Source organism: Sorangium sp. So ce295, from assembly GCF_051527405.1.
Taxonomy (GTDB): Bacteria; Myxococcota_A; Polyangia; order Polyangiales; family Polyangiaceae; genus Sorangium; species Sorangium cellulosum_B.
Genome location: NZ_CP150324.1, coordinates 10690011 through 10713452, shown reverse-complemented (window position 1 = coordinate 10713452; position 23442 = coordinate 10690011). Strand labels below are relative to the sequence as shown.

Below are 23442 nucleotides of genomic sequence, written 5' to 3'. Positions count from 1 at the left end.
AGCTGCGCGCTGCGCCACGCCGGGCCGCTCAGGGCCGGAAGTGGCCCTGGGTCGCGCCCTCCCAGGCCGTCGCGAGGTAAGGGAAGGCCGGGAGGAACCGCGCGTCGTTCGCGCCCACGCCGTCGCCCGCCGTCGCGCCGAGCGCGCCGGTCAGGACGAGCGTGAGCAGCGCGTCGGTGACGTCGGTCTGCTCGTGATCCGCGCCGGGGACCAGCGCGCGGCCGTTCGGGAAGCCCGACGGCATGCCCAGATCGATCCGGAGCACGTCGCCGACGGTCTCCAGGCTGTGCCCTCCGAGGCTCGCGGGCTTCAGGTTGAAGGCGTCGATGAGGTCGCTCCGGCTCTGCTTCAGCGCCTCGGGATCGAAGGCCGCGAGCGGCTGGCCTGCCTGGTAGAGCCCGGCGAACTCGGCGTCCCGCACCAGGATCGGGTTCAGGAAGTAGGCTCCGAAGTTGGCGAGATCGTCGCGCGGGTGCGCGCGGTTGTACTTGTCCTTGTCCTGCAGGCCGATGATCCAGGTGTTGATCAGCGGCAGGCCGACGCGCGACACCTGGACCCAGGGACCGAGGCCATCTTCCTTGCCGTTCGCGCGCAGGATCCGCACCTTGCGGCGGCTCGCGGAGGCCCAGACGCCGAGCGTCTGCCGGTCGCTCGGCCCCGGCGTCGGCTCCGCGCCGCCGTTGACCGCGGCGAGCGGGAGCTCGAGCGCGAGCGTGTGGACGTTGAAGCCAGCGAGGTTGTCGCGCGCGGTGCACGACGGGTTCGGCGCCGCGAGGAGCGGGCACAACCCCGCCAGATCGGACGCGCGGCCGAGATCCGCGTAGAACCCGTCGTCGCGCGGCCCGGCCCAGGCGCGCCCCGCGCCGCCCGCCATCTGCTTGAGGAACTTCGAGGACGTCGCGAAGGCCGGGTAGCCGCCGCCGGTGATCCGGTAGGCGAGCTGGTTCGTCCTCCTCCCGATGTTCGGCGGCGCGACCGGGGCGTCCCTCAGGAGCACGGTCGACGCGCCGCCCTCGATCTTCGTCACGGAGTACGTCTGCTCCCCGCCGGCGAGCTGCGAGAAGAACTCGTTGCCGCCGCTCGGCGCCGGCGTGAGCCCCGCCGGATCCGCCGCCACGTACGGCCTTGTCGAGAACCGGAACTGATAGGTCAGCGCGTCCTCGAGGCTCGACGGCCCGCGCGCGATGTGCACCTCGTAGAGCACGTCGTCCGAGAAGCCGTGGAAGTTCGGCCCGCTGGCGGGCTCCTCGAGCGGAATGTAGCTCGCGAGGATCACGAGGTTGCCGCCTTCCACCCACGCGTACAGGTCGGTGTTGTCGGCGGCCGGATCCCTCGCGATGGCCGGCGCCTCGCGGTGGCTCGACGCTGCGGCGAGGCTGGGCGCGCTCAGCGCGACGGACGCCGTGAAGACGGCGACGGCGCGCGACGGTCGGTGGATCATGCGTGCGGGTCCTTCCATCGCTCCTCTGCGGCTCATTGCCTGAGCAGGAACACCGAGCCTTGCTTCTGGGCGCTGTGATCGACGAACGCGAAGACGTCGGCGCCCCTCGCCCGGTGCAGCCCCCCGGGCTCGTCGTGGCCAGGCGCGCCGGCGGCCGTCGCCGAGCGCGCTCCGGACGCCACCTCGATCCACACGACCTCGTCGGCGCCTCGGGTCGGGTCGCGCGTGAGCACGAGCAGCGCCGCGTCGTCGCGCGTCAGCGCGATGCCGCACGGAGTACCGACGTGCAGCCCGGTCGCGAACGGGCTCACGAAGCCGTCCTCGATCCTGAAGACGGTCGCCGTCTTGTCGGGGCTCGCGAGGGTGTCGCACACGAAGACATCGCCCCGGCCGGCGACCGCGATCCCGCTCGGATCGACGAGCGGGCTCCCCTTGGCGAGCGCCGACGCCTCGCCGCCGCGCGCCGGCAGCGAGAACACGCCGGGCTCGCCATCGTCGCGATCGCGCCCCGAGAAGATGATCCGCTCCTCGTTGTCCGCGCCGCGGGCGACCTCGAGGCCGCGCGCGCGCAGCCCCTCGCCGCCCTCGATCGGGGCGACGGCGCCGCCGGGCAGATCGATCGCGAAGAGCGCGCCCGCGTCGTCGAGCGCCGGGTCGCCCGCGCCTGGGTCGGCCACGAAGACGCGACCGCCGTCCGCGCTCGTCGCGATCCCGAGCGGCGCCACGAGCGGCGGACCGGCCGCGATCTCGGCGGCGCCCGCGCCGCCTTGCGCGCCGATCCTGAAGACCCCGGCCCTGCCGTCCGCGCCAAGAGCGGTGAAGTACACGTAAGCCCCGGCGACATCCGGCGTCGCGTCGAACGCGATCGCCGGGACGAGCGGCAAAGCCGCATAGGGAGCATCCCCCCCCGCGCCGCCCCCGCCTCCCGTTCCGCTCGCCGCGGTCGTGCCTGGCGCTCCGCCGGTGGAGCCCGCGCTGGTCCGTCCGGGCGGATCCTCCGCGCGGCTGCAGCCCGGGTGGCTCGCGGCGGCCGCGAGCCACGCGACAGCGCACAGCACACCGGCGCTTCGCCGGAAGTCCCCCCTGGCTTCCGTCATGCCTGCTCCTCCCGAGGGCGCCGTTCGTGCGCTCGGCCCGCGCGGCGCGCGCTGGCGCACGCGACGCGAGCCGCACGGCGATCGCGCGGCGCTGGACGCTGCCCGTTCTGCCACGTGCCTCCTGGATCGAGTAGGCCGCGGCCGCGCCGCGCGCGACAAAGCGGCGTGCACCCTGCCTCTCGTGTCCGGGGTCGCCTGCTGGCGCTCAGGCCCATGAGCAGCGCCGCCCTGGGGGTCCGGACGGCGTTCCCCCGTCGACCGGCTGACAGCCCCGTTTTATAACGACGTCATGTTCGATGTCGCTCGGTCACTGTACGTACGGGCGTTGGAGGACATCCGTGCGGCGGGTCTCTACAAGGAAGAGCGGATCCTCGCGACGCCGCAGGGGCCGGTGATCCGGACCGAAGGCGGCGCCGGAGTCCTGAACTTCTGCGCGAACAACTACCTTGGCCTGTCGTCGCACCCGGCGGTCATCGCGGCGGCGAAGGAGGCAATCGACACGCACGGCTTCGGCCTCTCCAGCGTGCGCTTCATCTGCGGCACGCAGGACCTTCACCGGCGGCTCGAGTCCAGGATCGCCCGCTTCTTCGGCACCGAGGACGCCATCCTCTACTCGTCGTGCTTCGACGCGAACGGCGGCCTCTTCGAGACGCTCCTCGGCGAGGAGGACGCCGTCATCTCGGACGCGCTGAACCACGCGTCGATCATCGACGGCGTCCGCCTCTGCAAGGCCGAGCGGCACCGCTACCCGAACGGGGACATGGCCGCCCTCGAGGAAATCCTCCGCGCGACGGCCGGCAAGCGGCTCCGGCTCATCGCCACCGACGGCGTGTTCTCGATGGACGGGTACCTGGCGAAGCTCGATACCATCTGCGATCTCGCCGACAAGTACCGCGCGATGGTGATGGTCGACGACTCGCACGCGACCGGGTTCATCGGGCCGACGGGGCGCGGGACCGCGGAGCTCTGCGGGGTCATGCACCGCGTCGACGTGATCACCTCCACGCTGGGCAAGGCGCTGGGCGGGGCGAGCGGCGGCTTCACGACCGGCCGGCAGCCGATCGTCGATCTGCTCCGGCAGCGATCGCGGCCGTACCTGTTCTCCAACACGCTCGCCCCGGCGATCGCCGGCGCCTCGATCGCCGTGTTCGACCTCATCGACGCGGAGCCCTCGCTGCGCCTGCGGGTGATGGAGAACGCGCGCCGGTTCCGGCAGGGGATGACGCAGGCCGGCTTCACCATCAAGCCAGGCGTCCACCCGATCGTGCCCATCATGCTGGGCGACGCGCAGCTCGCGAACGAGATGGCGAGGGCGCTGCTCGCCGAGGGCATCTATGTCATCGGCTTCTCGTACCCCGTCGTGCCGAAGGGCGAGGCCCGCATCCGGGTGCAGCTCTCCGCCGCGCACGAGCCCGAGCACGTCGATCAGGCGATCGACGCCTTCCGGCGGGTCGGCCGGCGCCTCGGCGTCGTCGCCTGAGCGGCTCAATACCGGAGGATCACCTTCGGGTGGCTCGAGATCGCCTCCTGGAAGGCCGCCGCGTCGTAGTCCTCGAAGTCGAACACCGTCCCCTCGCCCCGGTTCAGGATGACCTCCCAGATGAGGTCGTGGATGTTCGGATCGCGCGACTCGAGCAGGTGGCGCGTGATGTGCCACGTCTCGAAGATGCGCCGGCCGATCACGCTGTGGAGGCTGATGCCGTCCACGATGAGGCGGTCGAAGTTCTCGATCACCGCGTCACCGCTCTTCAGGCCGAAGAGGATCACGTCGCCCCCGCGCCTCGCCGCGTGGATCGCGTTGTTGACGCTGCTGTTCACGCCGCTCATCTCGAGCACGACGTCGACGCCGACGCCGTCCGTGAGCTTCCGGACCCGCTCCGTCAGCTCGGGATCGCTCGCGTGGGGCCGCTCGGGGCTCGCGCGGTGCGGGCGCAGGACCGCGTCGGCGCCCAGGCGGCGGGCCATCTCGGCGTTCCGCTCCGCCGGCTCCACGCCGATGACGTAGATCGCCCCCATCGCGCGGGCGATCGCGATCGCGAACAGGCCGATGGTGCCGCAGCCGAAGATGGCCACGCGCTTGCCGCGGAGGTTCACCTTGGTGCACGCGTGCACGGCGTTGCCGAACGGCTCCTGCACCGCGGCGACCTCGGGCCGGATCTTCGCGATGTCGGTGCGCCAGAGGTTCTTCGCCGGCAGCTTGACGAGCTCGGCGAAGCAGCCGTCCTCGCTGATCCCGATGATCTTGTCGTCCGCGCACACGTGGGTGTCGCCGACGCGGCACTGGTAGCAAGCGCCGCAGGCGATGTGGCTCTCGGTCGACACGATGTCGCCGATCTGAAGCCCGAAGGACCGGCGCGCGTCGGTCCCGAGGTCGACCACGCGGCCGAGCAGCTCGTGGCCGATCGTGCGCGTCGCCTTCCGATCGCGATCGAGCGACGAGAGGATCATGTCCTTGAAGGCGCTGCGGAACCAGATGCCGCGATCCGAGCCGCAGAAGCCCGTCATGATCGGCTTGACGAGGACGCTCGCGCGGTCGTGGTAGTCCCTGGCCTCGTCGATCGCCGGGCGCTCGACCTGATCCTTGGACAGCCCGACGGTGGACTCCCACGGCTGCTTCTCGCGGTTGTACGTCAGCGCCCACATCGCGTCGCTCATGCACCTGGCTCCTGTTCGGGGTTCGAGGCGCACGCAGCTGGCGCACGGGCGCCTCGGGCATGGGAAGCGTGGCGCGTGAACGACCGAGCGCCCATCAGAAAATTGCGCTCGGGCTGCTCACGTCTACCGGCGCCTCCCCTCGGCCTCTTCGGCTCGATCCCGTGGCGCCCCGGGCGCACCGCCTGCTCTGTCGCCCTGGACCGGAGCATGACTCGCCGCGTCGAGATCGAGGGGACAAGACCGCCTACGCGCTGTCGTGGAGACTGCGCTCCCACGCGCTGTCGGCGCGGCTTCAGTGCTTCAGCGGCGCTTCGACGGAGGGCGCGCGGGCGGGGGCGGCGGGGTCGTCTCGGAGACGGGGGGCCGCTCGCGGAGGCATTTCTCGAGGCCGTCGTGCAGGGTCGCCTCGTGGGCGCCGGGGAGCTTCGGGCGCCCCATGACGTTCACGAAGAGGCGATCCTGCGCGATGCCGCCGCCGGGGCCGAAGCTCATCCACACGAACATCGCGCGTCCCTTGATGTGATCGAAGGGCACGCCCGCGCCGAGCCCGCCGCGCCAGCTGCGCGAGTCGTGGCTGTTGTTGCGGTTGTCGCCCATCACCCACGCCTCGTCGGTGGCCACCTTGAAGGGGCCCTGGAGATCGCCGCAGATGCCGCCCCGGCACGTGGAGCCCGGCGTGCAGTCGTCGCTCTCCACGCACATCATGCCGTCGGGGTTCTTTTCGTAGAGCGAGAAGTACGACTTGTCTCCGAGGTATTCGACGAACAGCTCCGCTTGCCGGCCCTCGTAGTGGTAGGGGCCGACGTGACAGTGAGGGACGAGCCAGCCGTTGATGACGGGGCGGCCGTTGATCGCCTCCAGCGTGTCGCCGGGGATGGCGATCGTCCGCTTGATGAAGTCCTGCTCCTTGTTCTCGGGGAACTTGAACACCATCACGTCGCCGCGCGACGGCGGCAGGCGAGGGAAGAGGCGCTGGTCGGTCCAGGGGATGAGCGGGCCGTAGGTGAACTTGTTGACGAAGATGTGGTCGCCGACCATGAGGGTCGGGATCATCGAGCCGCTCGGGATCTTGAACGCCTCGACGACGAAGGCGCGCAGGAGGAGCGCGACGGCCACGGCGATGCCGATCGACTCCGCGTACTCGCGCATCTCGCCCTTGCGCCAGCGGCCGAGGTGCTCGCCGACCGCGCGATCGGCGCGGCTGTGGGCGGCGTCGAACTCGTCGGCGTCGAACGTCTCGGCGCTCATCGCGCGCTCGAGCGCCGCGATCGCCTGCGTCACCTGCTCGCGCTCGCCGCTCGTCAGCTCGCGCTCGACGTCACGCTTGCGGCCGCGCAGGATCCGGTGGGCCTCCTCGAGGAGGGCCGCGGCGTCCTCGAAGCGAGCGCGCGCCTTTGGCGGGATGTCCCGGCGGCCGCCGACGCCGATCGCCGACGCGAACGGCAGCTCGTGGCGGAACCGCCAGAGGATCATCGCGAAGATCGTGAAGAGCACGATGCCCGCCGGGATCTGCTGCTCGCCGACGAAGACCCGGAGCGGCTGGGAGCTCCCTCCCTGGGCCGGCGGGGTGAGCAACCAGACGTTCAGGACCGCGAGCGCGAAGGGAACGATGCAGATCCACACGAGGTGGAACAGGAAGCGCAGCGGCGCCCGGCCGTCCCTGCCCCCTGGCGGAGGAGAGCTGCCCGTCGAGCGCGGGTCTGCGCCGCCTGTCGCCTTGGCCGCGCTGGCGCGGGGCTCCGAGCTCGCGCTGCCCCTCATCGAGGGTCTGAACTCCGAGCTTGCGGGCCGACTGGCCGCGACCGACGGGACGCTCTGGGGTTGATCATCGGGGCGCGGCGGCAAGAGAGAGCTTATGTATACGCCGCCCCTCGCCGCGGCAAGTGCGCAGGCGTGGCGGGCGACGCGCGGTCCGTCGGCGTCGTCGCCCGCGTGTCCTCGTTCGCCCTCGTTCGCCCTCGTTGCCCTCGTTCGCCCCTCGTTCGCCCTCGTTCGCCCTCGTCAGGGCGCGTCTCCGACCTCGACGGCGTAGCTCACGAGGGCCGCGCGGTCGTCGCGGGCGTACGTCGTTGGCTGCGTCCGCCCCGCGGCGCTCGTGTTGTCGATGACCAGGTAGTATTGCCCCTTGGGCAGCGGCACCGTTCGCCGCCAGGGGGCGCCGGAGTACACAGGCTCGTCGAGCAGGGCCGCCGCGGTCAGGGGCGCCGGCGCGGGCTGCGTCAGGTACGCCTGGAGCCACGGCTCCCCGGCGCCTTGAGGCACGAGGATGACGTCCACGCCGGGCGCGCCCTCGACGGCGACCGTGAGCGTCAGGGCCTCGTCGCTGCCCGCGATCTCCAGCGGGCCGATGTAATCGCGCTGCTCCTGGTGCACCTCGGTGCGCTCGTTTGCCAGGAGCAGCTTGCCGTTGTCGCGGCGCTGGTACGGAGCGTTGGGCCGCTGCCCCTTCTCGATGATGCCGAGCCCGAACTGCACGGCGCCGTCGTCGTCGCGGATGACGGTGAAGCCCCGGGCGATCTCGGTCTTCAGGAGCTGGGCGCCGAGCGCGTTCGCGTACGCGCTGCCCTGGGCGAGCGACACGCCGCCGAGCGAGATCGCGGCGGGCTGCTCGATGAGCTTGGTCGTGAAGCTCGCCGCCGTCGTCGAGCGCTGGCGGAAGTACACGTACATCGTGTCGCCATCCATCAGGAAGTCGTGGTCGTACTCGACGGCCGCGCTCGCATCGAAGCTCATGCGCTTCGTCAGGTTCGTCCAGACGACGCCGCTCCCCCCGAACTGGAGGAGCAGGTGCCCGTTCGCGAGCTCCTGGGCGACGCACGAGCCCGGGTAGAACCGGCCCGTCACCGGATCCTCGTCGCGGAGGCGCAGCGGCACGCTCCGCTTCCGCATCTCGGTGCAGAGCTGGCTCGTCGCGAAGGCGAGGATGGCCCTGCGGAGGGAGAGGTTTCCCGGATCGTTCACGACGCCGGGCATCACGCCGAGCGCGCCTTGGCCGCACGCGCCGCACACCGTTCCGAGCAGCGAGAGGCAGAGCGCGAGGCCGAGCGCGCGCAGCGCGGCGGTGCGGAAGAGCATGGGCGCAGCATAGTCGAAACACCGGCGGGTCGAGCGGCGCGCCGGCGGGTCGAGCGGCGCGCCGCCGTCGGCCCCCGCTCGCGGGTGGTGATAGGGTCACTGCCATGGCGAACGTCGCAGTCATCGGGGCCGGCGCGTGGGGGACGGCGCTGGCGAAGTTGCTGGCGGACAAGGGCAACCCCACCGCCCTCTGGGCGCACCACGGCGAGCTCGCCGAGCGCATCGGCCGCGAGCGCCAGAACGACCGGTACCTGCCGGGCGTGGAGCTGCCCGCGAGCCTGCGGGCGACGGGCGATCTCGAGGACGCGCTGCGCGGCGCGGAGCTCGCCGTCGTGGTCGTCCCGTCGCACGCGCTGCGCGAGGTCGTCCGGGAGGCAGGGCGCCACATCCCCCGCGACGCGCTCGTGTGCAGCGCGACGAAGGGCATCGAGAACGACTCGCTGATGCTGATGAGCGAGGTGCTGGTCGACGAGCTCGGGCGCGAGGCCGAGCCGCGGCTCTCGTACCTGTCGGGCCCGAGCTTCGCGCGCGAGGTCGCGGCCGGCCAGCCGACCACGGTCGTGGTCGCTGGCAGGAGCGAGCGCGAGACGCACGCGGTGCAGCGCATGTTCGCGACCGACAGGTTCCGGGTCTACTCGTCCGATGACGTCGTGGGCGTCGAGGTCGGTGGCGCCCTCAAGAACGTCATCGCCATCGCCGCTGGCATCTGCGACGGCCTCGGCTTCGGCCACAACGCGCGCGCCGGCCTCATCACGCGCGGCCTCGCGGAGATAGGCCGCGTGGCGGCGGCGAAGGGGGCGAACCCGCTCACCCTCGCCGGCCTCTCCGGGATGGGCGACCTGGTGCTCACGTGCACGGGCGAGCTGTCGCGCAACCGCACCGTCGGGATCGAGATGGGCAGGGGACGGAAGCTCGACGAGATCCTCGCCGGCCTCGGCCATGTCGCCGAGGGCGTGAAGACCGCAAAGAGCGCGCACGACCTCGCGGACAAGCTGGGCGTGAGCGCGCCGATTACGGTCGAGGTGTACCGGATGCTGTACGAGGGAAAGCCGCCGCAGCAGGCCGTCGTGGACCTCATGACCCGCGCCCTCACGAGAGAGTGAGACGCGGGGTCGGCTCGCGGGAAGGCACTTTCTCGCGCCGCCGCGCGCCTCGCCTCTCGCGAGCGTGTAAAGTGGCGGCGCGATGCACACGCGACCTCTCATGAGTCTCCTCTCCGCGCTCCTCCTGTCGAGCGTCAGCTCGACGGCCGCCGCCCAGTACGGCGCGCCGCCCTACGGTGGTCAGCAGGGCGGCGCGTACGGCGGTCAGTACGGCGGCGGGTACGGAGGCCAGTACGGCGGCTACGGGTACGCCCCGCAGAAGAAGAGCGAGCCCAAATCGACGCCGCTCGAGGTCGGCTACCTCTACGCCACCTCCGTGGCCTACGGCGTGGGGACCGGCATCTGGATCGACGCGCTCGCCGGCATCGACGATCCCGGCGCGCAGTTCATCGCGCCCGCGCTCCTCGGCGTCGCGGCGCCGGTCGGCGTCTACTTCCTCGACTCGCCGCCGATGCCGCGCGGCATGCCGTCCGCGATCGCCACGGGCATGGTGATCGGCGCGGGCGAGGGGCTCGGCATCGCGTCCTACCAGTACGTCAGCGCCCGGAAGGGCAAGGAGTGGGGCTTCCTCGGGCTCGCGACCGCCGAGGTGATCGGCTCCACCGTCGGCGGCGCGGCGGGGTGGGGTTTCTACTATCTCCTCCGGCCCAAGCCGCAGACCAACATGTTCCTCGCCTCGGGCGCCGTCTGGGGCTCGCTCATCGGCAGCGCGTTCGGGGCCGCCGCCAGCAACGGCGACTGGAGCGAGTCGAACGACAGCATCTCGCTCGGGGGCCTCATCGGGTTCAACGTCGCGACCGCGGGCGCCGTCGGCCTGTCCGTCGCGTGGACGCCGTCGTGGAACCAGCTCGCGTGGATGTGGGGCGGGCTCGGCATCGGCACGGTGGTGTCGTTGCCCATCTACCTCGCGTACATCGGGAGCGATCACGACCCCCGCCGCGGCCTCATCGCCCAGGGCGCGGCGGGCACCCTCGGCCTCGTCGCCGGCGCTTTGTTCCTCGGGAGGCCGGACTCGAGCGCCTCCGTCGCCCTGGACGACCAGGAAGATCGTGGCCGTCCCCCGTTCGCGCGCGTGCTCGGCGGCAGCCTCACGCCCTATCGAGGCGGGCTCGGCGCCGTCGTCGTCGGAGAGCTCTGGTAAGCCGCGGTGTGCCGTCCAACACGGCTGCATGAGGCCGCGGCGCGCCTGCTATGCTGCCCTCGATGCCGACCCTGAAGTATTTCCCCTCCGAGGGCGCGCCACGCCTGTACAGCGTCCACAAGCCGGTCACGACGATCGGCAAGGCGCTCGGAAACGACGTCGCGGTCGCGGGGGCAGGGGTGCTGGACCATCACGCGCAGATCGTGTTCGACGGACGCGATTTCGTGCTGGAGGAGTGCGAGCGCGACGGGGAGATCGCGATCAACGGCAAGAAGAAGCGGCGCGCCCGCCTGGTGCACGGCGACCGGCTCCAGCTCGGCACGGTCGAGGTCGGCTTCTCGATGTTCGCCGAGGCGCCGACCGTCCAGGCGCGGCTCCCGGCGTGCGACGGCGGGTCGGAGCGGCCCGCGCCGCTGCAGGGCTCGTCGGAGCTCGCCGGCGTCCGCAAGCTGTTCGCCTTCAGCGAGAAGCTCATCAACCGGCGCAGCGTCGACGAGCTCCTCGAGGCGATGCTCGACGACGTCATCGAGCTGACGCACGCCGACAAGGGCTTCCTCCTGCTCCTCGAGGGGGCGGAGGCGGCGGCCGACACGGCGGTCAGCGGCGGCGCTCCGGCCGCGCCGGCCGCGGGCGGCGACCGCAAGCTGGCGGTGCGCGCGTCGCGCAACATCCGCAAGGAGGCCATCACGGACGCGGCCGGGGGGATCTCGGACAGCATCGTGCGTCAGGTCATCGTCTCGGGCCGCCCGGTGATCGTCTCCGACGCGCTCGCCGATACGCAGTTCGGCCGGAGCGACAGCGTCATCGCGATGAAGCTCTCCAGCGTGATGTGCGCGCCGCTCCTGTCGCAGGGCCAGATCATCGGCGCGCTCTACGTCGGCAACGACAAGATCAAGCACCTCTTCGACCGCGCCCAGCTCGACCTGCTCAGCATCTTCGCGTCCCAGGCCTCGCTCATCCTCCAGAACGCGATGCTCCTGAACGCCCTCAGGGCCGACAAGGCCAAGCTCGTCGCGGAGCTGCACGACAAGAAGTTCGGCGAGATCATCGGCGCCTGCCCGTCGATGCTCGAGGTGTTCCGCAAGCTGCAGAAGGTCGCGGCGACGGACATCAGCGTGCTCATCACGGGCGAGACGGGGACCGGGAAGGAGCTCATCGCGCGGGAGCTGCACCGGCGCAGCCCGCGCGACGGCGGCCCCTTCGTCACCATCAACTGCGGCGCGATCCCCGAGAACCTCATCGAGAGCGAGCTCTTCGGCCACGTGAAGGGCGCCTTCACCGGCGCCATCGCCAGCCGCCCGGGCAAGTTCCAGGTCGCCGACAAGGGCACGCTGTTCCTCGACGAGATCGGCGAGCTACCGCTGAACCTCCAGGTGAAGCTCCTCCGCGCGCTCCAGGAGCGGGTCGTCTTCCGCGTCGGCGACTCGAAGCCCGAGAAGGTCGACATCCGCATCGTCGCCGCCACGAACAGGAACCTCGAAGAGGAGATCCGCGCCGGCAATTTCCGGGAGGATCTCTACTACCGGCTCAACGTCGTGAACCTGTGGCTCCCGCCGCTCCGCGAGCGCGGCGACGACGTGCTCATCATCGCCAAGGTCCTGCTCTCGAAGTACGCCGACGAGCTCGGCAGCGCCGTGCGAGGCTTCAGCCCGGCCGCGCTCTCCGCGATCAAGAAGTACCCCTGGCCCGGCAACATCCGGCAGCTCGAGAACCGCATCAAGAAGGCGCTCGTCCTCTGCGACCAGGCGCTCCTCGCCGTGGAGGACCTCGATCTCGGCCCGGGCGCCGAGACGGCCATCATGCCGCTGGAGAAGGCCAAGGAGGAGTTCCAGCGGCGGTACGTGCTGGAGGCGCTCGAGCGCAACAACGGCAACCGCACGCAGACGGCCCGCGACCTCGGCGTCGACCCGCGCACCATCTTCCGCTACCTCGAGAAGGAGCAGAACCCGATGCCGAGCGGGGCCGGCGGCGTGGCCCGCGATCCGACCGAAGCGTGATGGACCACAACCCCGAAGGGCCCTTCGCAGATCCCTGTCCCACCAAGACCCGCGCCGACCTGGAGTGGGATCGCGTCCTCGAGGCGCTCGCGGAGCGATGCGCGTCTCGGGGCGGGAAGCGGCTGGCCCGGGCCCTGCCGTTCGCGTCGACGCGCGCCGAGGCCCTCACCGCGCTCGCGGAGGTGCGCGAGGCGGTGGAGCTCGCCCGGGCCGGGGAGCCGGTGCCTTCGCGCGACGTCGCGGAGCTCGAGGACGCGCTCGATCGGGCCCGCATCGGCGCGGCGCTCGCGAACGAGGAGCTGCGCGCCGTGCTCGGCCTCCTCGAGGCCGCGCGGACGTCGCGGCAGTACCTGCAGAGCCGGCGTCAGATCGCGCCCGCGCTCCACGCCGCGTGCGCGACCAACCCCGAGCTCGACGCCGTCGCGCGCGAGCTCGCGGCGGCGTTCGATCCGGACGGCACGCTCGCCGATCGCGCGTCGCCTCGCCTGGAGGCGCTTCGCGCGGAGCGGCGCGCGGTGCGCGAGCGGCTCGTCCGGCGCCTCGAGGACCTCATCCAGAAGCACGAGGACATCCTCCAGGACCGCTACTGGACGGAGCGCGACGGGCGCTACGTGCTGCCGGTGCGATCCGACGCGCACGAGCGCTTCCCCGGCATCGTCCACGCGACGAGCGCGAGCGGCGCCACCGTGTTCGTGGAGCCCCGGGTGCTCGTCGAGACGGGCAACCGGATGAAGATGGTCGACGCCGAGGTCGCGCGGGAGGAGCTGGCGATCTATGCGGCGCTCACCGCCCGCGTGGCCGAGGACGTCGAGAGCGTCGCGGCCGCCGCCCGCGCGCTGGCCCACGCCGACGTGCGGGCCGCGGCGGCGCGGCTCGCGGAGGACCTCGACCTCACCTTCCCGGACGTCCCGGAGGACGCCTTCGAGGCCGGGCGGGGCGCCTCGGAGGGCGGATCGAGGCCGACCTCCATCGAGCTCATCGGGGGCCGCCACCCGCTCCTCGCGCTCGACGGCGTGAAGGTGGTCGCGAGCGACCTCGCGATGAGCGCGGGGCGCGCGATGATCGTCTCCGGACCGAACGCCGGCGGCAAGACCGTGGCCCTGAAGACGCTCGGGCTCGCGGCGCTGATGGTGCGCGCGGGCCTGCCGGTCGCGGCCAGGGACGGCTCTCGCGTCGCGCTCTTCGACGTCGTGCTGACCGACGTCGGCGACGAGCAGAACCTCCACAAGAACCTGTCGACCTTCAGCGCCCACGTGAAGAACCTGGGGCGGATCCTCGGCGAGACGCGCCCCGGCGCGCTCGTCCTGCTCGACGAGCTCGCCGGCGGCACCGATCCGCGCGAGGGCGAGGCGCTCGCCGCGGCCGTGCTCGACGCGCTGTGCGCGCGCGGGGGCACCGTCGCCAGCACCACGCACTACGAGGGCCTCAAGGCGCTCGCGCTCGGGGATCAGCGCTTCGAGAACGCCTCGGTCGGCTTCGATCTCGCCACCATGAGCCCGACCTTCCGGCTCGTCGTCGGCGTGCCCGGCGCCTCGAGCGCGCTCGCGGTCGCGCGGCGGTTCGGCATCCCGGGCGCCGTGCTGGAGCGGGCCGAGCGCTTCCTCACGAAGGAGACGGTCACCTTCGAGCAGATGGTCGAGAAGCTCTCCGCCGAGCGCCGCGCGCTTGAGCTCGCGCGCGAGGACGCCGAGCGGGAGGCGGCCTCCTCCCGCGCGAAGCGGCGGGAGCTCGAGGCAGAGATCGAGCGGCTCCGGGACAAGGAGCGCGGCGTGATCACGCGGGAGGGGGAGGCGCTGCTCGCCAGCCTGCGGCGCGCGCGCGAGGACCTCAAGGCGGCGCAGGCGCGCCTGCGCGGCAAGCCCACCGAGGAGGACGTGCGCGCGGCCGCTCGGGCCATGGACGCGGTCGGGCAGAAAACGTCGATCGGCGGCGAGCTCGAGCTGCGCCCGAAGGACGAGCCGCAGGCGCGGCCGGCGATCGATCCGGCCGCCATCCGCGTCGGCGCCCGCGTCTACGTGCCTCGCTTGCGGGCCGAGGCCGAGGTGGTGGAGATCCTCTCGGGCGGCCAGCTGCGGGTCACCGCCGGCTCGCTCAAGCTCACGACCTCGATCGCCGAGCTGCGCGGCACCGGCGCGCCGCCGGCCGCCGCGGCGCCCCCGCAGCGCCGCGTCGATCTGGACGCCGCCGCCGACCCCGACGTCCCGATCCAGACGGCGGACAACACCGTGGATCTCCGTGGCCTGCGCGCGCACGAGGCGGTCGCCATGGCCGAGCAGTTCCTCGATCGCTCGCTCGGCGCGGGCCGCAAGGTCACGTTCTTCGTCCACGGGCACGGCACGGGCGCCCTGCGCGATGCCGTCCGCGAGGCGCTGCGCGGGAGCCCTTACGTGGCGCGCCTCCGCCCGGGCGGCCCGAGCGAGGGCGGCGACGGCGTGACGGTCGCCTGGCTGAAGTGGTGAGCGAGGCGCGCGCCCGAGCGACGGCGCGCCGTGACGCTCAGCGATCCCGGTCGACGCGGCCGAGGTTCTCGGCGATCCGGTCGAGCACGCCGTTCACGAAGGCGCCGCTCTCCTCGCTGCCGTAGCGCTTGGCGAGCTCGACCGCCTCGTCGAGGATGACCGCGCGCGGCACCTCCGGGCGGTTCATGAGCTCCCACGCGCCGAGCCGGAGGACGTTCCGATCGACGCGCGCCATCCGTTCAAGGCGCCAGTTCGTGCTCGCCTTCCGGATCGCCTCGTCCACGGCCGCGAGATCCTCGGCGACCCCGACCACCACCTCGTCCGCGTAGGCGCGTCCCTCGGGATCGCCCGGCGTCTCGCGCCAGAAGGTCGCGACGACGCGGGGCGCCGAGCTCCCGCCGGCTTCCACCGCGAACAGCATCTGCAAGGCCGCTTCGCGGCCGGTAGAGCGCGCACCCATCTCTCAGAACCTTCGTTTACAGGCCAGCGGTGTCCAGCGCGGCGCCGAGCGCGAGCATCTCGATCGCGCTGACGGCGGCCTCCCACCCCTTATTGCCATGCTTCGTGCCCGCCCGCTCGACCGCTTGCTCGATCGAGTCGGTCGTGAGCACCCCGAACGTGACCGGCACCCCGGTCTGGAGCGACACGGTCGCGATCCCCTTCGTGACCTCGGCCGCCACGTAGTCGAAATGCGGCGTCGAGCCCCGGATCACCGCGCCCAGCGTGATGATCGCGTCGACGCTCTTCTTGTGCGCGAGCCTCCCCACGATGGTGGGCATCTCCCACGCGCCCGGGACGCGCACGATCGACGTCCGGCCGAGCGCGCCGCCGTGCCGCGCGATGGCGTCGAGCGCGCCCTCGACCAGGCGGTCGACGATGAAGTGGTTGAAGCGGCTCGCCACGAGCGCGAAGCGCGCCCCCGGCGGGACCACCAGGTTCCCTTCGATCACCCTCGCCTGTGCCTGCCCGACCGCTTGCTCTGCCATCCGCCGTTCCTCTTTCCTGCCGCGCGGGATGCGCGATCGTCGCGATCGCGATCCTGTCCGAGCGTCCTTTTACCAGCGAACGAGCGCGCCCGTCTGTCAGGCTTCGCCCTTCATCGAGACGAGCGGCACCCGCTCGATCACGGTGAGCCCGTACCCGGTGATCCCTGCGATCTTCGGCTGGCTGTTCGTGAGGAGCCGGATCTGGTGCACCCCGAGGTCCGCGAGGACCTGCGCGCCGAGGCCGAACTCCCGCAGCGTCCACGGCTGCTGCGTCTTCACGACGGGGAGCGTCTCGTCGTGGCCCGAGCCCTTCAGCAGCTCCAGCTCGCGGCCCAGGTCCCCTCGCGACGGGATGTAGACGACCACCCCGACGCCGGCGCTCTCGATCGCGAGCAGCGCCTCGCGCAGGTTCGAGCCGCCGTCGAGGGGCGTCGAGCTGAAGAGGTCCGCGATGGTCGACCCGGAGTGCACGCGGCACAGGATGGGGTCCGGCGTCGCCACCGCGCCCTTGGTCAGCGCGAGGAACTGCCGCTGCTCGTTGATCACCTCGTAGACGTACACGGTCCACTCCGTGCCCGTCAGATCGAGCCGCAGCGTCCGCTCGCCCACGCAGCGGACCAGCCGCTCGGTCTGGAGCCGGTACTGGATGAGGTCCGCCACCGTCACGATCAGCAGGCCGTGCTTCGCGGCGAACACCTCGAGATCCCGCATGCGGGCCATGCTGCCGTCGTCGTTCATGATCTCGCAGATCACGCCCGCCGGCCGGAGCCCGGCGAGGCGCGCGAGATCCACGGACCCCTCGGTCTGCCCCGTCCGCACGAGCACGCCCCCGCGGCGCGCCTTCAGCGGAAACACGTGCCCCGGCGTGACGAGATCCTCGGGCGCGGCGTCGCGCGCGATCGCGACCCGGATCGTGTGCGCCCGATCGGCGGCGCTGATCCCCGTCGTCACCCCGGCGCGCGCCTCGATGCTGACGGTGAAGGCGGTGCCGAGCGGCGGTCCGCTCCGCCCTGGCGCGGACATCATCGGCAGCTCGAGGCGCGCGACCTGCTCCTCGTCGAGGGCGAGGCAGATGAGCCCGCGCCCGTGCATCGCCATGAAGTTGATCGCCTCGGGGGTGACCGCCTCCGCAGCCATGCAGAGATCCCCCTCGTTCTCGCGATCCTCGTCGTCGACGAGGATCACCATCTTGCCCGCGCGGATGTGATCGAGCGCGGTGTTCACCCGGTCGAGGACCGCTTTGTCGATGGTCAGCCGATGAGGCATCGGGCCCCCGGAGGTCATGTCCTGGTCGAGCCTGCCGCTCGAGGCTGACACAGCCTCACCAGAATCCCCCCGCGCGCAGCTTTGCGAGGAGTCGTTCGTCGTGATCCGCATGCTCTCCCGTATTTCCGCGCTCTTCGTCGCGCTCGGTGGAGGCATCGCCGCCGAGCGCGTCCTGGCTCGATCGGCCCTTCACGCTGGCGAGCGATGCGACCTCGAGCGCCCGCGCCACGTAGCGCGCGAGCACGTCAACTTCAAGGTTGACGGCCGCGCCGGGGCGGAGCTCGCCGAGGAGAGTCCGGCCGATGGTGTGCGGCACCAGCATCACCTCGAACCAGATCTCGGCGGCGCCCGGCTTGGACACGGCGTTGAGCGTGAGGCTCGCGCCGTCGACCGCGATCGAGCCCTTGGGAGCGAGGTACGGCGCGAGCTCGGGCGGGGCGCTCACCCGGAGGCGGATCGCGTCGCCGGCCCGCGCGTGCTCGACGACGCGGCCGAGCCCGTCGACGTGTCCCAGCACCACGTGCCCCCCCATCCGCGCGCCGAGCGGCGTCGCGCGCTCTAGGTGGACGCGCGCGCCGACCGGCAGCGCGCCGAGCGTCGTGCGGCCGAGGGTCTCGGCGGACATGTCGCACTCGAAGCCGCCGGGCGCGATGCGATCGACCGTGAGGCAGGCGCCGTTCACGCTCACGGACTCGCCGAGCGTCAGCGGCCCGAGGCTCGCCTCCACGAGCGCGCGGGCCACGGCGCCGCCGCTTCGGCGGCGGAGGACCCCGATCGTCTCGACAAGCCCGGTGAACATCGCCGACGCCCCTCTGCCTAGCCCTTCGAGGTGCGGTGCCCCTGGCTGGTCAGGAGCTTGTCGATGAGCCCCTGCGAGTAGCCCGACAGCTCGGTGAAGACGACGCCCATCCCCTGCGGATCGTCGTGCACGCGCACGACCTCGCCGACGCCCTCGACCGTCTCGATGTCGTCCATGATCACGGTGAACCGCAGGTTCACCTTCGTCCCGACGGCGAGCGGCGTCTTCGAGCGCACGAACACGCCGGTCCGCGAGATGTTCGTCACGTACTCGTTGATGAACGCGTCGTAGGACTCGAACTCCTTGTTGATGGTGACGCGCTCTTCCTTGCGCCCCGTCTTCGCGTCGCTGCTCTCCGGAGAACCCTGATCGTCCACCATGACGCCTTACCTGCCTTGCAGATCGAACTGCTCGAGGTGGTACTCCTTCCGGGGCACGAGATCGATCCGGCGCTGGAACAGCCGCTCCGCCTCTTGCACGGCGATGCGCTCGTCGTTCTTCAGCAGGTCGATCACGGCCGGGTGCGCGTTGACCACGACCGAGTAGCCGGGCAGGTTCATCCGCTCGCGCCGTATCTGCCGCAGGATCTCGTAGGCGACGGTCTGCTTGGATTGCAGCTGGCCCGTCCCGTCGCAGTAGAAGCACGGCTCGAGGATCGTCCGCCCGAGGCTCTCGCGCGTCCGCTTCCGGGTCATCTCGATGAGGCCCAGATCGGAGATCCGGTTCAGCGTGGTCTTCGCCTTGTCCCTGGAGAGCAGCTCCTCGAGGCGGCGCCGCACCTTCTCCCGGTTCTGGGCGCGCTCCATGTCGATGAGGTCGAGGATGATGAGCCCGCCGATGTTGCGGAACCGGAGCTGGTAGGCGATCTCTTCGACCGCCTCCAGGTTCGTGGTCAGGATCGTCTCCTCGAGATCCTTCGACCCCTTGCCGACGAACCGCCCTGTGTTCACGTCGATCGCGGTGAGCGCCTCGGCCTGGTCGATGATCAGGTGCCCGCCCGAGGGCAGCGGGACCTTCCGCGACAGCGCGCGCTGGATCTCGTCCTCGATCCCGTACGCGTCGAAGATCGGCTCCGTCCCCTCGTAGAGCTCCACCGCGTCGGCGCGCTCGGGCATGAACATCTCGACGAAGCGCCGCAGCCGGATGTACTCCTCTCGGTCGTCGATCACGATCTTCTCGATGTCGTCGGTGAAGAGGTCGCGGGCGGTCTTCAGCACGAGGTCGAGCTCGGTGTAGAGCACCGCGGGCGCCCTCACGCCGCTCTCCCGCTTCTTCGCCACCTCGCCCCAGAGGCGCACGAGGTAGCCGACGTCGGCCTTGAGCTGCTTCTTCGTGAGGCCCTCGGCGAGCGTGCGCACGATGAGCCCGCCCTGCGGAGGCTTCATCGCCTCGATGGCGTCCCGCAGCCGGGATCGCTCCTTCTCCGAGCCGATGCGCTTGGAGATCCCGATGTGATCGACCGTCGGCAGGTACACGACATAGCGGCCGGGCAGCGAGATGTGGCTCGTGACCCGGGCGCCCTTCGTCCCGATCGGCTCCTTCGAGACCTGGACGATGACCTCCTGCCCTTCGCGGACGACCTCGCGGATCGGCGTCGACTTCGAGATCCGCGGCGGCTCGTTCTGCCAGCTGCGTGAGCTCTGCTGGCCCCGCGCGGTGCTCTTGCCCTTGCCGTCCCGCGACTGTTCGCGCCCGCGCTCTCGCGTCCGCTGCTCGCGCCCGCGTTGCTCGCGATCGCGCCCCTCGCGTCCGCCCTGTCCTTTGCCGCCCCGGTCGCGCCCTTCGCGCGGCGCCTCGCGGCCTTCGCGCGGGGCCTGGCGTCCCTCGCGCGGCGCCTCGCGGCCTTCGCGCGGGGCCTGGCGTCCCTCGCGCGGCGCCTCGCGGCCTTCGCGCCCCTCGCGCGGCGCCTCGCGTGCTTCCGCCGGGGCCGCCTCCGCGAGCGCGGCGCCGCCCTCGAGGTTGGCGCGCCGGTCGCGCGTCCGTCCCGATCGGCGCACGCGCGCCTCGCGCCGTCCGCGCGTGCGTCCGCTGCGCGCACGCGCTGCCGGCGGGACGTCATCGCCCTCGGCGGCCGCCGCGGCCTCCGGGACCGGCGGCGCGCTCGCCTCCTGCGCTCCCGTCTCGCCGCTGTCCGCGGTGTTGCTCAGCGCTTCCGGATGCTCCTCGGCCGCGCTCCACGCGTCCGCGGCATCCTCCGGTGGCGGGGAGGCAGGCTCGACCTCGTAGCCGGGCGCGTCGAGCTCGTCGTCGTCCTCGATGCTCGCCTCGTCGGGACCGGATTCCTCGTCGCTGGCCTCGTCGGCGTCGCTGCCTCCGCCTGGCGCGACCAGCTCCTCGTCGTCGTCCTCGTGCCCGTCGTCGATCTCCGGCTCCGGGTCGTCGGCCTCGTCGAGCGTCACCATCGTCCCCACGCCGGCGAACGCCTGGCCGGAGGGGCTTCCGAGCACATCGAGCGCCGTGGGCAGCTCGATCGGCACGTCGCTCCCTTCGTCGAGCGAGCCGCCGGCATCGACGGAGCCGCCGGCCTCGAACCCTTCTTCCGCCCCGAAGTCCCCTCCTTCCCGCAGCTCGTGTCGCCCGGGCGTCAGGTCGGGGCTCTCGGGCGCGGCTTCTGCGCCCGATAGCTCATGCACCTCGCTTTCGTCAGGTCTAGGCGCCTCGCTGCCACGCGCGGCGCGGCCTCGCGAGGAGGCGCGCTCTTCCTCGACAGTCCGGCGGTGCCCAGCCAGGTACGCCTCGAAATCGTCGGGCCGGATGAGGTCCTCGACGTGCAGGAAGGCTGCTCGCTCGAGCCCCACGTCGATGAACGCGGCCTGCATTCCGGGCAAAACGCGGCTGACTTTGCCGAGGTAGATGTTTCCGAGCGTCCCCTTGGAGCTCTCCCGCTCGAGATGCAGCTCAGCGATGATCCCGTTTTCGATCAGCGCGACGCGTGTCTCGCGGATGTCCACATTGATGACGAGAAGGTTCTTTCCCATGTCGGATGCCGCACATCGGCGGCGCCGCCAAGCGTTACCACGGGTTGCCCGGCCCATGAAGGCGCAACCCGGAGTATGCTGCGCGATTGAGGGCCCGGGACCGGAGGTCGCCGAGGCAGGCCGGCCGCCAGCGCGTGAGCTACCTCGCGTCTCCGCCGCTCTGCCTCGACGGGGCCCGGCGGCGCCTGCCGTCTGGCCCGCGGACCGGCGGCTCCTGCCGCCGGGCCAAGGCCCTGGCCGGGAGCGCCGGGTCGAGGCGCCCGCGCGCCGGCGAGGGCGCGCGAGCTTGGGCGACGTCCCTCAGGAGGCGCTCCCGGCCCTCGCTCGGGACCCGAACCGCCCGGTTCCCTCGCCCACGCTGGCACGCCGCCGCTTCCGTTGCTGCTCCGGAGCCGCCGGTGTCGTGCCCCGCGCCGCCCTGCGCCGGCTGTCGAGCCGCGACGGCTGGCACGGGCGAGCCGTCCGCCGCGGCTCAGCCCGCATAAAGGCCGAAGGGGGCGGCCATCTGGCGCCCCCTTCGGAGATGCGCTGCTGTTGTCAGAAGCTCACAGGCCACATACCGGCTCTCCGGCGGCATCGCAGCTCTTGGCGCACTCCTCGCAAACAGTGCACGTGAGGAGGGCGTCGTAGGGCGCGACCCCGGCCGCGATGTCCGTGCGGCACGTCTCGATGCATGTGGCCGGGTCATCCTCGTCGGCGCAGTCAGCGATACACACCACCAGGTCAATACAATCCTCGCTGTCCGCGCAGCCCTGGTGGACCTCTTTGCACGGCCCATCGACGGCGCACTTGTAGCAGCCATCATTCGTGTCGCGGCCGCACGTGTCCTCCGTGTCATCACAGGTCGGGGTACCCGTCGAGGAAGTGCTCGTGGCGCTCGTGCCTCCTTCTCCGCCGGCGCCGCCGCTGCCGCCGTTGCCGCCATTGCCGCCGTTGCCGCCGCCGCCGCCACCGCCGCCAGAGCTGCTGCTCCCGCTGCTGCTGGTGGTGGTGCTGGAGCCCGACGACGTGGTGCCGTCGTCACCGCAGGCCACGAGGGCGCAGCCGGAAATCAAAACCGCAGCGAATACCCAAGATTTCATGCTCAATACCTCCACAGAATCCAACCGACCCTTCATTCGTGTACTCGGCGCCCCCCCAACGCTCGGCATGCCTGCCAAACCACCCGTTTCCTGCGACCGGCCCCCGGGTGCACCTGTGCAGATCGTCGGTCAGAGAGAAGCATCGCGCGTGGAGTTCAAAGAAAAACAGCCACGCAAGTCGTTTCTACACGCTCGGGATCGGCTGCGCAACGGCGTCGCTCGCCCCAGCACCCACCTGCCGTGGCGCTCTAAGCGGTTTGCTCGCTGATCTCTCCCGGAGCACGGCTCTCACGGGCCCCCCAGCTGCCGCAAAATTCTGCTAAAGCGGGATGTTTGATGTGCTTGGAGGCCATGACGTCGTAAGCGCCGCCGCAGGCCTTGCCGGTGATCACCGTCGCCTCGGGCACGGTGGCTCCGGCGAACGCATAGAGGAGCTTCGCTCCGTGAGTGATGATCCCGCCCTATTCCTGGTCGAACCCCGGGAGGAAGCCGGGCACGTCGACGAACGTGACGAGCGGGATAGTGAAGCAGTCGCAGGAGCGGACGAAGCGCGCCGCCTTGATGTCGAGGATGTCGAGGCAGCCGGCGAGCCCCTGGGGCTGGTTCGCGACCACCCCGATGGGCGCGTCCCCGATCCGGGCGAGCTCGACCACGATGTTCTGCGCAAAGCGCTCGTGGATCTCGAGGCGGCGGCCCTCGTCGACCCCGGGGCCCCATCACGACGCCCGGAGAGATCGAAATCCCGCCGCGCGCGACCGCGCGACGCCATGGCAGGGCGACGACCCCGTGCAGCCTGTACGACAAGGGAGCGAGGCCGGCGGAAACGTGCGAACCGTGCGAAACATGCGAAACGCGCGCGATGTGGAGACCTGGGGACGTGCGAGGCGCGCGGGACCTGCGACGAAAAATGACCGCGGTCCTCGAGCGGCTCCGCCCTACTCTCTTGCGCGGGCGAGGGGACACCACGTACGCTGAGCGGCGCTCAGCTGCCGATGGTAAATGCAGGAATTCCCGATACGTAGACCATCTGAAGACCGGGACGCGGGGGCCGCCATCGCCGCCGCGGACCTGCCGCGCCGCGACTTCGAACGGGGCAGCTCGGGCCGACGTGGCAGCAGAGCGGTCGCCTGCCACGGCAACTGACGTGCGGCGCCTCGTGAGATGCGCACGGAACAGCGTCACCGGTAGCCATCGATCGTTCGCGGGAGCGCCACGCGCTCCTGGCTCGCGGCGCCTAGCGCTCGACGGCCTCAGCGTGGCCTTCCGCCTCGCGTCGCGGGGTGAGATCGTTTCGGACGAGAGGTCGCTCGAGTGAAGCTCGCTCAGACTCGTGAGGCTCGTGCCCTGGCCGTCGCCGCCGTGG

At 71.5% G+C, this 23442-nt stretch carries 17 protein-coding genes and 1 pseudogene; 5 read left to right on the top strand and 13 right to left on the bottom strand.

Annotated elements, in window-relative coordinates:
• Positions 1-28 precede the first annotated feature (28 nt).
• Complete coding sequence (locus tag WMF11_RS40630) at positions 29-1441, bottom strand: DUF4331 domain-containing protein (RefSeq protein WP_437974604.1); 1413 nt, start codon at positions 1439-1441, stop codon at positions 29-31.
• Between the two features lie 32 nt (positions 1442-1473).
• Positions 1474-2538: a hypothetical protein gene (locus WMF11_RS40625; protein WP_437974603.1), complete on the bottom strand. Its 1065-nt coding sequence runs from the start codon at positions 2536-2538 to the stop codon at positions 1474-1476.
• Positions 2539-2827: 289 nt separating this feature from the next.
• Between WMF11_RS40625 and kbl the strand changes: the two genes are divergently transcribed.
• Positions 2828-4018 carry a glycine C-acetyltransferase gene (gene kbl / locus WMF11_RS40620; RefSeq protein ID WP_437545155.1) on the top strand — a complete coding sequence of 397 codons (1191 nt, stop codon included), beginning with the start codon at positions 2828-2830 and terminating at the stop codon, positions 4016-4018.
• Positions 4019-4023: 5 nt separating this feature from the next.
• On the opposite strand, the gene WMF11_RS40615 is transcribed toward kbl, so the two are convergent.
• From WMF11_RS40615 to WMF11_RS40605, 3 genes are all read right to left on the bottom strand, one after another.
• Positions 4024-5193 (bottom strand): zinc-binding dehydrogenase, encoded by a 1170-nt coding sequence (locus WMF11_RS40615; protein ID WP_437545153.1) that lies wholly within the window; start codon positions 5191-5193, stop codon positions 4024-4026.
• Positions 5194-5493: 300 nt separating this feature from the next.
• Positions 5494-6954, bottom strand: a complete 1461-nt coding sequence (gene lepB, locus WMF11_RS40610; RefSeq protein ID WP_437974602.1) for a signal peptidase I — start codon at positions 6952-6954, stop codon at positions 5494-5496.
• Between the two features lie 240 nt (positions 6955-7194).
• The gene (locus tag WMF11_RS40605) at positions 7195-8268 is read right to left on the bottom strand and encodes a hypothetical protein (RefSeq protein WP_437904490.1); all 1074 of its coding nucleotides are present in this window, start codon (positions 8266-8268) and stop codon (positions 7195-7197) included.
• Positions 8269-8372: 104 nt separating this feature from the next.
• Here WMF11_RS40605 and WMF11_RS40600 point away from each other — a divergent pair, with 104 nt between their 5' ends.
• The 4 genes from WMF11_RS40600 (at position 8373) to WMF11_RS40585 (ending at position 14968) form a co-directional block, all read left to right on the top strand.
• Positions 8373-9371 (top strand): NAD(P)H-dependent glycerol-3-phosphate dehydrogenase, encoded by a 999-nt coding sequence (locus tag WMF11_RS40600; RefSeq protein WP_437545147.1) that lies wholly within the window; start codon positions 8373-8375, stop codon positions 9369-9371.
• A 100-nt stretch (positions 9372-9471) separates the two neighbouring features.
• Positions 9472-10512: a hypothetical protein gene (locus WMF11_RS40595; protein ID WP_437545145.1), complete on the top strand. Its 1041-nt coding sequence runs from the start codon at positions 9472-9474 to the stop codon at positions 10510-10512.
• Positions 10513-10562: 50 nt separating this feature from the next.
• The gene (locus tag WMF11_RS40590) at positions 10563-12509 is read left to right on the top strand and encodes a sigma 54-interacting transcriptional regulator (RefSeq protein ID WP_437974601.1); all 1947 of its coding nucleotides are present in this window, start codon (positions 10563-10565) and stop codon (positions 12507-12509) included.
• A complete protein-coding gene (locus tag WMF11_RS40585) occupies positions 12509-14968 on the top strand; it encodes an endonuclease MutS2 (RefSeq protein ID WP_437904486.1) in 2460 nt (819 codons plus the stop codon). The genes WMF11_RS40590 and WMF11_RS40585 overlap by 1 nt, the downstream gene beginning before the upstream one ends.
• A 37-nt stretch (positions 14969-15005) precedes the next feature.
• On the opposite strand, the gene nusB is transcribed toward WMF11_RS40585, so the two are convergent.
• The 8 genes and pseudogenes from nusB to WMF11_RS40545 all read right to left on the bottom strand — a co-directional run.
• Positions 15006-15428 (bottom strand): transcription antitermination factor NusB, encoded by a 423-nt coding sequence (gene nusB / locus WMF11_RS40580; protein WP_012239877.1) that lies wholly within the window; start codon positions 15426-15428, stop codon positions 15006-15008.
• 16 nt (positions 15429-15444) lie between these two features.
• Positions 15445-15954, bottom strand: coding sequence for a 6,7-dimethyl-8-ribityllumazine synthase (gene ribH / locus WMF11_RS40575; RefSeq protein WP_272102824.1), 510 nt, complete (start codon positions 15952-15954; stop codon positions 15445-15447).
• A 96-nt stretch (positions 15955-16050) separates the two neighbouring features.
• The gene (ribB, locus tag WMF11_RS40570) at positions 16051-17220 is read right to left on the bottom strand and encodes a 3,4-dihydroxy-2-butanone-4-phosphate synthase (RefSeq protein ID WP_437974600.1); all 1170 of its coding nucleotides are present in this window, start codon (positions 17218-17220) and stop codon (positions 16051-16053) included.
• Between the two features lie 55 nt (positions 17221-17275).
• Complete coding sequence (locus WMF11_RS40565) at positions 17276-18019, bottom strand: riboflavin synthase (protein ID WP_437545137.1); 744 nt, start codon at positions 18017-18019, stop codon at positions 17276-17278.
• 17 nt (positions 18020-18036) lie between these two features.
• Positions 18037-18399: a PilZ domain-containing protein gene (locus tag WMF11_RS40560; protein WP_272102827.1), complete on the bottom strand. Its 363-nt coding sequence runs from the start codon at positions 18397-18399 to the stop codon at positions 18037-18039.
• Positions 18400-18405: 6 nt separating this feature from the next.
• The gene (locus WMF11_RS40555; protein WP_437974599.1) at positions 18406-20997 is read right to left on the bottom strand and encodes an Rne/Rng family ribonuclease; all 2592 of its coding nucleotides are present in this window, start codon (positions 20995-20997) and stop codon (positions 18406-18408) included.
• A gap of 545 nt (positions 20998-21542) precedes the next feature.
• Positions 21543-22079: a hypothetical protein gene (locus WMF11_RS40550; protein WP_437904483.1), complete on the bottom strand. Its 537-nt coding sequence runs from the start codon at positions 22077-22079 to the stop codon at positions 21543-21545.
• Between the two features lie 332 nt (positions 22080-22411).
• Positions 22412-22783: pseudogene (locus tag WMF11_RS40545) on the bottom strand (carboxyl transferase domain-containing protein); the annotation flags it as partial.
• Between the last annotated feature and the right edge of the window lie 659 nt (positions 22784-23442).

What these genes read in the sequence shown, in the direction of transcription:
- nusB (WP_012239877.1), bottom strand. Translation starts at nt 15,428, where the DNA reads ATGGGTGCGCGCTCTACCGGCCGCGAAGCGGCCTTGCAGATGCTGTTC.
- WMF11_RS40625 (WP_437974603.1), bottom strand. Translation starts at nt 2,538, where the DNA reads ATGACGGAAGCCAGGGGGGACTTCCGGCGAAGCGCCGGTGTGCTGTGC.
- WMF11_RS40590 (WP_437974601.1), top strand. Translation starts at nt 10,563, where the DNA reads ATGCTGCCCTCGATGCCGACCCTGAAGTATTTCCCCTCCGAGGGCGCG.
- lepB (WP_437974602.1), bottom strand. Translation starts at nt 6,954, where the DNA reads ATGAGGGGCAGCGCGAGCTCGGAGCCCCGCGCCAGCGCGGCCAAGGCG.
- ribB (WP_437974600.1), bottom strand. Translation starts at nt 17,220, where the DNA reads ATGCCTCATCGGCTGACCATCGACAAAGCGGTCCTCGACCGGGTGAAC.
- WMF11_RS40550 (WP_437904483.1), bottom strand. Translation starts at nt 22,079, where the DNA reads ATGAAATCTTGGGTATTCGCTGCGGTTTTGATTTCCGGCTGCGCCCTC.
- WMF11_RS40605 (WP_437904490.1), bottom strand. Translation starts at nt 8,268, where the DNA reads ATGCTCTTCCGCACCGCCGCGCTGCGCGCGCTCGGCCTCGCGCTCTGC.
- kbl (WP_437545155.1), top strand. Translation starts at nt 2,828, where the DNA reads ATGTTCGATGTCGCTCGGTCACTGTACGTACGGGCGTTGGAGGACATC.
- ribH (WP_272102824.1), bottom strand. Translation starts at nt 15,954, where the DNA reads ATGGCAGAGCAAGCGGTCGGGCAGGCACAGGCGAGGGTGATCGAAGGG.
- WMF11_RS40555 (WP_437974599.1), bottom strand. Translation starts at nt 20,997, where the DNA reads ATGGGAAAGAACCTTCTCGTCATCAATGTGGACATCCGCGAGACACGC.
- WMF11_RS40630 (WP_437974604.1), bottom strand. Translation starts at nt 1,441, where the DNA reads ATGATCCACCGACCGTCGCGCGCCGTCGCCGTCTTCACGGCGTCCGTC.
- WMF11_RS40585 (WP_437904486.1), top strand. Translation starts at nt 12,509, where the DNA reads ATGGACCACAACCCCGAAGGGCCCTTCGCAGATCCCTGTCCCACCAAG.
- WMF11_RS40565 (WP_437545137.1), bottom strand. Translation starts at nt 18,019, where the DNA reads ATGTTCACCGGGCTTGTCGAGACGATCGGGGTCCTCCGCCGCCGAAGC.
- WMF11_RS40560 (WP_272102827.1), bottom strand. Translation starts at nt 18,399, where the DNA reads ATGGTGGACGATCAGGGTTCTCCGGAGAGCAGCGACGCGAAGACGGGG.
- WMF11_RS40595 (WP_437545145.1), top strand. Translation starts at nt 9,472, where the DNA reads ATGAGTCTCCTCTCCGCGCTCCTCCTGTCGAGCGTCAGCTCGACGGCC.
- WMF11_RS40600 (WP_437545147.1), top strand. Translation starts at nt 8,373, where the DNA reads ATGGCGAACGTCGCAGTCATCGGGGCCGGCGCGTGGGGGACGGCGCTG.
- WMF11_RS40615 (WP_437545153.1), bottom strand. Translation starts at nt 5,193, where the DNA reads ATGAGCGACGCGATGTGGGCGCTGACGTACAACCGCGAGAAGCAGCCG.